At 71.2% G+C, this 6236-nt stretch carries 5 protein-coding genes and 1 pseudogene; 4 read left to right on the forward strand and 2 right to left on the reverse strand.

Annotation, left to right across the window (positions count from 1 at the left end; genetic code table 11):
* Positions 1 to 156: TetR family transcriptional regulator (locus BN4348_RS37345; RefSeq protein ID WP_142308789.1), on the reverse strand; the 156-nt coding region annotated here is incomplete at its 3' end.
* A 119-nt stretch (positions 157 to 275) separates the two neighbouring features.
* Between BN4348_RS37345 and BN4348_RS37350 the strand changes: the two genes are divergently transcribed.
* The 3 genes and pseudogenes from BN4348_RS37350 to BN4348_RS62125 all read left to right on the forward strand — a co-directional run.
* Positions 276 to 1676 carry an MFS transporter gene (locus tag BN4348_RS37350; RefSeq protein ID WP_096866121.1) on the forward strand — a complete coding sequence of 467 codons (1401 nt, stop codon included), beginning with the start codon at positions 276 to 278 and terminating at the stop codon, positions 1674 to 1676.
* A gap of 147 nt (positions 1677 to 1823) precedes the next feature.
* On the forward strand, positions 1824 to 2534 hold the full coding sequence (locus tag BN4348_RS37355; RefSeq protein WP_066910746.1) for a response regulator transcription factor: 711 nt from the start codon (positions 1824 to 1826) through the stop codon (positions 2532 to 2534).
* Positions 2531 to 3910: pseudogene (locus tag BN4348_RS62125) on the forward strand (HAMP domain-containing sensor histidine kinase); the annotation flags it as partial. The gene BN4348_RS37355 and the pseudogene BN4348_RS62125, both read left to right, overlap by 4 nt.
* A 144-nt stretch (positions 3911 to 4054) precedes the next feature.
* Here the strand turns inward: BN4348_RS62125 and BN4348_RS37365 are convergent.
* A complete protein-coding gene (locus BN4348_RS37365) occupies positions 4055 to 4828 on the reverse strand; it encodes a TVP38/TMEM64 family protein (protein ID WP_066910743.1) in 774 nt (257 codons plus the stop codon).
* Between the two features lie 169 nt (positions 4829 to 4997).
* Here BN4348_RS37365 and BN4348_RS37370 point away from each other — a divergent pair.
* A partial coding sequence (locus BN4348_RS37370) for a methylmalonyl-CoA mutase family protein (protein WP_066910749.1) occupies positions 4998 to 6236 on the forward strand: 1239 nt, incomplete at its 3' end.

Below are 6236 nucleotides of genomic sequence, written 5' to 3' on the forward strand. Positions count from 1 at the left end.
CGAGCCGTAATGCCTGATCAGCAGCGCGGCCGAGACGCCCGCCGCGGCCGCGATATCGCGCATCGTGACCGCGTCGGGTCCGCGCTCGGCGAACAGCCGCAGCGCCTCGTCGCGGATGCGTGCCCGGGCCGTGCGGTCGTCGGGGAGTGAATGCACGTTTACAACTATAAACAAGCGTTTAGTCGGCGCGTAGACCTAGGGCGTTTTGGGTAGCTTTCGCATCGATGAGTCAAAAAGCGGCCGGGGGTCGGGCCAAGGCGCGGGGCCGCGGGGACATGACGGCCGACGGCCGCGCCACGCATCGGTCGATCCAGGGCACCGCGATCGGCAACTTCATGGAGGCCTACGACTTCACCCTGTTCAGCCTCGTCGCCACCATCCTGGCGCAGAAGTTCTACCCCGGAGAGAACTCCGGCGCGGGCAACCTCATTGCCACCTTCGGCACCATGACGGCGGGCTTCGTCGTGCGGCCGCTCGGCGGATTCATCTTCGGCCCCCTCGGCGACCGCATCGGGCGCAAGCCTGTGCTGGTGATGACGATCTCGCTGATGGCGGTGTGCGGCGCCGCGACGGGTGCGCTGCCCGGCTACCACACCATCGGGGTCTGGGCGCCGATCCTGCTCACGGCCATCCGCATCGGCCAGGGGCTTTCCTCCGGCGGGGAGTACGCGGGCGCCATGACCTTCATCGCCGAGCACGCCCCGGACCACAAACGCGGGATGCTGGCCGGATTCCTGCCGGTGGGCACGCTGGGCGGCTTCGTGGTGGGCGCCGCGCTGGTGACCGGGCTGCAGACCGCTTTGCCCACCGCCGACATGCTGAACTGGGGCTGGCGCATACCGTTTCTGCTGGCGGCGCCGTTCGGCCTGGTTGCGGTGTACCTGCGTTCGAGGATCGACGAGTCGCCCGGCTACGAGAAGGTGCACAAGGTGGCGCTGCCCGTCTCGGTTCGCACCCAATTCGTGCTGACCGTCGTGCGGCAGTGGAAAGCGCTACTGATCTGCATCGGTCTGGAGCTGGCGATCAGCGACACCAGCTACATGGTCAGCGGTTACGTGCCCACGTATCTGAAGAAGACCGCGGGGGTGGCCGACACCGCGGCGCTGGTGATGGTCCTGATCGTGCTGGCGGTCCTGACCGTCGGCGTGTTGTTCGTCGCGATGCTCTCGGACCGCATCGGCATCAAACCACTGATGTGGACGGGATGCGGCTTGCTCATCGCGGTCTCGCTGCCGGCGTTCACCCTGATGCGGTTCGGTGGGGCGTATCCGATGAAGTTCGCCGGTGTGCTGCTGGTCGGGCTGCCCATGGTCTTCTTGAGCAGCCTCGAGCCGGCGATCCTGCCCGCGCTGTTTCCCACCAACGTGCGCTATGGCGCGGTGTCGATCGGATTCAACATAGCGGTGTCGGCGTTCGGCGGCACCACCCCACTGATCGCCGAGACGCTGGTCACCGGAACCGGCAACCCCATGATGCCGGCGTACATGCTCATGTTCGCCGGCGCGGTCGGGGCGGTCACCCTGATCTTCGCCCCGGAAGTGGCCGGCAAGCCGCTGCTGGGTTCCGGGTCCGGTGACCTGATCGACATTCAGCGCGGCGGCGGCGGCAAGGGTGGGGCGGGAATGACGCCGGGCGTGGGTGCCGGCGCGGTGGCCGACACCGGGGGAGCCGGATAAACGCAACCGGGCGCGTTCGACCCCAGAGGCGGCGGATAGGGCGGCGGCGGGAGCTGAACCCGGACCGTGAAAACCAGGCCGGGGAGTGCGAAGGCGGCGATCGCGCCCAGCGCCAAGCCNGCCGAGGCGGAGCACTCACAATGGGGCATGGCGAGTTCCCCCCGGGCGGCGAGGCGTCCCACGGCCGGTACACCGCGGGTGCTGGTGGTCGAGGATTCCGAGACCATCCGCGAAATGGTCAGCGAGGCGCTGGCCGACGCCGGATACCACGCCGACGCGTGTCGCGACGGCGACGGTTTGGAGGACGCTCTCGACGGGCTGCGACCGGACCTGGTGGTCCTTGACGTGATGCTGCCGGGGCGCGACGGATTCGCGCTCATCGACGTGGTCCGCGATTGGGGCGATGCGGGCATTGTGCTGATCACCGCCCGCGACGGCCTCACCGACCGGCTGCGCGGCCTCGACGGCGGCGCCGACGACTACGTCGTCAAGCCGTTCGAGCTGGCCGAGCTGGTGTCACGGGTCAGCGCGGTGCTGCGCCGGCGGGGACGGCTGCCGCGGGTGCTGCAGGTGGGTGACCTGATTGTGGATGTCGATGCGGGCGTCGCCGTGCGCGCGGGACACGACCTGGAGCTGACCGCCACCGAGCTGCGGCTGTTGCACTTCCTGGTCGAGCAGCGCAGCCGGATCGTGAGCGCCGGCCAGATCCTGAACGCGGTGTGGGGCTACGACGCCTATGACCCCAACCTGGTGCAGGTGCATATCAGCGGGCTGCGGCGCAAGCTCGAGGCCCACGGGCCGCGGATCGTGCACACCGTCCGCGGCATCGGCTACCGCATCCAAGCCCGCCGGTCATGACGGCCGATCCCGTAACGCCGACGCCGTCGCTGCAGCGTCGGGTCGTCGTCGTGGTCATCGGGTTGCTCGCGGCCTTGTTGGTGGTGCTCGGGGTGGTCATCGACGTCAGCCTGCGGGCCCAGGCAAATCGAAACCTCAACGACCGCCTTCTCGCGGCCACCTCGCGCGCGGACGCGCTCGCGCAGGCGCACACCCCGCCGCAGCAAATCGCCGCCCAACTCAACGGCGGCGTCGTCCGCGCGCTCGTGATCACCGCCGACGGCACAGCCTACGGCGACCCCGCCATCAGCCCGGACCCCAGCGTTGGCGCGTTCGTTCCGCCACCGCCGCCACCGCCGCCGGGCTACCCGCCGTTCGGGGCGCCCCCGGGCTACCCACCCCCGCCGCCGGGCGGACCGCCCGGGCCGCCGGCTGCCACCGCCACCGAGTTGGTCCACCCCTTGCCCGACGGGGCGCGGCTCATCCTGGTGGCCGACACGACGCAGACCACGCAGGTGACCCGTCAGCTACGTCAGCTGATGATCGGCGCCGGCGTGGTGACGCTGCTGGTGGCGGCGCTGCTGTCGGTCGCGGTCAGCCGGGTCGCGCTGCGGCCGTTGGATCGGCTCACCGCGCTGGCGGCCGACATCGCGACCGGCGATCGCGGCCGGCGATTGCGCCCCAAGCGCACCGATACCGAACTCGGTCGCGCGGCCGGCGCCTTCGACGGAATGCTGGAGGCGCTGGAAGCCTCCGAGAGGCGGGCCCGCGATGCGGCCGAGGATGCCCGGCGCGCCGAGGCGGCCACCCGGCGATTTCTTGTCGACGCCGCCCACGAGCTGCGCACCCCGATCGCCGGCATCCAGGTCGCCGCCGAACAACTGGCCAGCAACGCCGGCCGGCATCAACACGACGAGGTGGCGCGCGGTCAGTACCGTCGCGCCACCCTGTTGCTCTCCGACGCCCGCCGCGCCGGACGCCTGGTGGGCGACATGCTTGATCTGAGTCGCATCGATGCCGGGCTGCCGCTGGACGTGCAAGACGTCGACCTCGCCCGGGTGGTCGACGCCGAAGCCGACCGGACGACCATGCTGGCGCCGCGCCTCACGGTCGTCCGGACCGGCCTGGCCGAGCTCGAGGTCAAGGCGGACCCGACCCGGCTGGCGCAAATCCTGGGCAACCTGCTCGACAACGCCCGCAGGTACACCCCCGCCGGTGGCGCGATCAACGTCGACCTCCGCGCGGGCGACCACACCGCCGAAGTCACCGTCACCGACACCGGCCCGGGCATTCCCGAGGAGGAGCGTGAGCGCATCTTCGAGCGGCTGGTGCGCCTGGATGCGGGACGCGCCCGCGACCACGGCGGCGCCGGGCTCGGCCTCCCCATCGCCCGGGCGNGGTCGGTTCCTCGACGGTCACGGTGCCTCCTGGTTGCTGTGGTGGTGGCAGCGACGGTAGGAAGCGAAGCTGAAATCAACCTGAAGCGGGCCTCTTTCGGCGCATGTCTTCAGCTTGGCTTCAGAAATAGCGCCGGGGCGCAGTTAGCTGACAGCGGCCGGCTTCGGTGCGGGCTCCTCGCCCTGCGGCGCACTGTGCGTCTTGCGGCGGTGGTGCCGGCGGTGCTGGCGGATCTCGAAGACCAGCCCGGTCACCCCGACGCTCGCCGTGCACAGCGACACCAGGAACAGCAGCGGGCTGGGGTGACCGGCGAGCGCGTCGCCCAGGATCACCACCGCGGCGGTGCCGGGCAGCAACCCGGCGATCGTGGCGAACGTATAGGGTGCCACCCGCACGGTCGAGGCGCCGGCGGCGTAGTTGATCGCCGAAAACGGCACGGCGGGGATCAGCCGCAGCGACAGGATGGCCAGCCAGCCGCGCTCGCGCAGGCGTTCGTCGACGGTGTCGATCGATCGGTGGCGGACCAGGCGGTTGAGCTGCCAGCCGGCCGCGCGCACCAGCAGCAAAGCCAGCACCGCGCTGGCGGTGCTGGCGACGACCGCTATCGCGACGCCCAGCAGCGGGCCGAACAGCAGCCCGGCGGCCAGGGTGAACGCCGTGCGCGGAACCGGCACCACCGTGGCCACCACGTGCGTGCCCAGGAACGCCAACGGGAACCAGGGGCCCACCGATTCCGCCCAGTCCCGCATCTGCAGCGGCGTCGGCAACCGAAGCCACGTCGCCACCGCGATCAGCGCTGTGATCCCGACCACTGTCGCGACGGCGCGCGGTCGGGCGAGCTGACGCGCCCCCGCACCGATCGCGGCACGGAGATCACGCAGTCTGGCGCTGATTTTGCAGGTGGCGGAAGCCGTCACGCCTGCCAAGGGTACGGGCCGCGAGTGAATAATTCCCATCTCCGCGCCGGCGTTTCCCCGGCCACCCGCCCCGATGGGCGCCCCGCGCGGTTTTTTGCCGGGAGCCCCGATCAATTAGCCTCATTAGTACGTGGCAGAGCCCCATTTGCAGGGAAAAAGGGAGCAATCGGTGTCCATTGATGTACCCGAGCTCGCCGACCTAGAACAGGTTCGCGGGCGTTGGCGCAGTGCGGTCGCCGGTGTGCTGTCCAAGAGCACCCGCCAGGATCCCGGCCAGCTGGGGGACGAGCCCGAGCGGCTGCTGGAGACCCCGACGTATGACGGAATCGCCATCCGGGCGCTCTACACCGCGCTCGACGAGCTGCCCGAGGCGCCGTTGCCCGGCGAGTGGCCCTACGTGCGCGGCGGCGACGCGCTGCGCGACGTCAACGCGGGCTGGAAGGTGGCCGAGGCGTTCGGTGTTCCCGGCGGTGACGGCAACGCCGCGGTGCTGGCCGCCCTCGCCGAGGGGGTCAGCGCGCTGCGGATCCGCGTGGGCCAGTCCGGCGTGGCGCCCGCCGAGCTCGCCCAACTGCTCTCGGGCGTGTACCTCGACCTGGTGCCCGTCATCCTCGACGCGGGCTCCGACTACCCCGGGGCATGCGAAGCCCTGCTGGCGCTGCTCGACGAGCTGGGTCCGGAGCAGCGCGCCGCCGTGTCCATCGACCTGGGCGCCGACCCGCTGACCGCGAAGCTCAGCGGCCGGGAGTCCCCGTCGACGGAGCAAGTGGTCGCCGTGGCGACCCGCGCGGCCGCGAGCCGCGGTGTGCGGGCGGTCGCCGTCGACGGACCCGCCCTGCACAACCTGGGCGCCAACGCCACCTGGGAGCTGGCCGGCGCCGTCGCGGCCGCGGTGGCCTACCTGCGGTTGCTCACCGACTCCGGGCTGTCCGTCGCACAAGCCTTGCGGCAGATCAGCTTCCGGCTGGCCGCCGACGACGACCAGTTCCTCACCATCGCCAAGCTGCGCGCCGCGCGCCGGCTCTGGGCGCGGGTCGCCGAGGTCGTCGGCGACCCCGAGGGCGGCGCCGCCGTCGTTCACGCGGAGACCTCGCTGCCGATGATGACCCAGCGCGACCCGTGGGTGAACATGCTCCGCGGCACCGTGGCGGCCTTCGGCGCCGGGGTCGGCGGCGCCGACACCGTGCTGGTGCTCCCGTTCGACGTCGCCATCGCGGGCGGCTTTCCCGGTGTGGCGAACGGCTTCTCGCGGCGCATCGCGCGCAACACCCAGCTGCTGCTGTTGGAGGAGTCGCACGTCGGGCGGGTGCGCGACCCCGCCGGCGGATCGTGGTTCGTCGAGGACCTCACCGAGCAGCTGGCCCAACGGGCGTGGGCGCAGTTCCAGGAGATCGAGGCCCGTGGCGGG

The organism is Mycobacterium interjectum (assembly GCF_900078675.2).
Lineage (GTDB): Bacteria > Actinomycetota > Actinomycetes > Mycobacteriales > Mycobacteriaceae > Mycobacterium > Mycobacterium interjectum.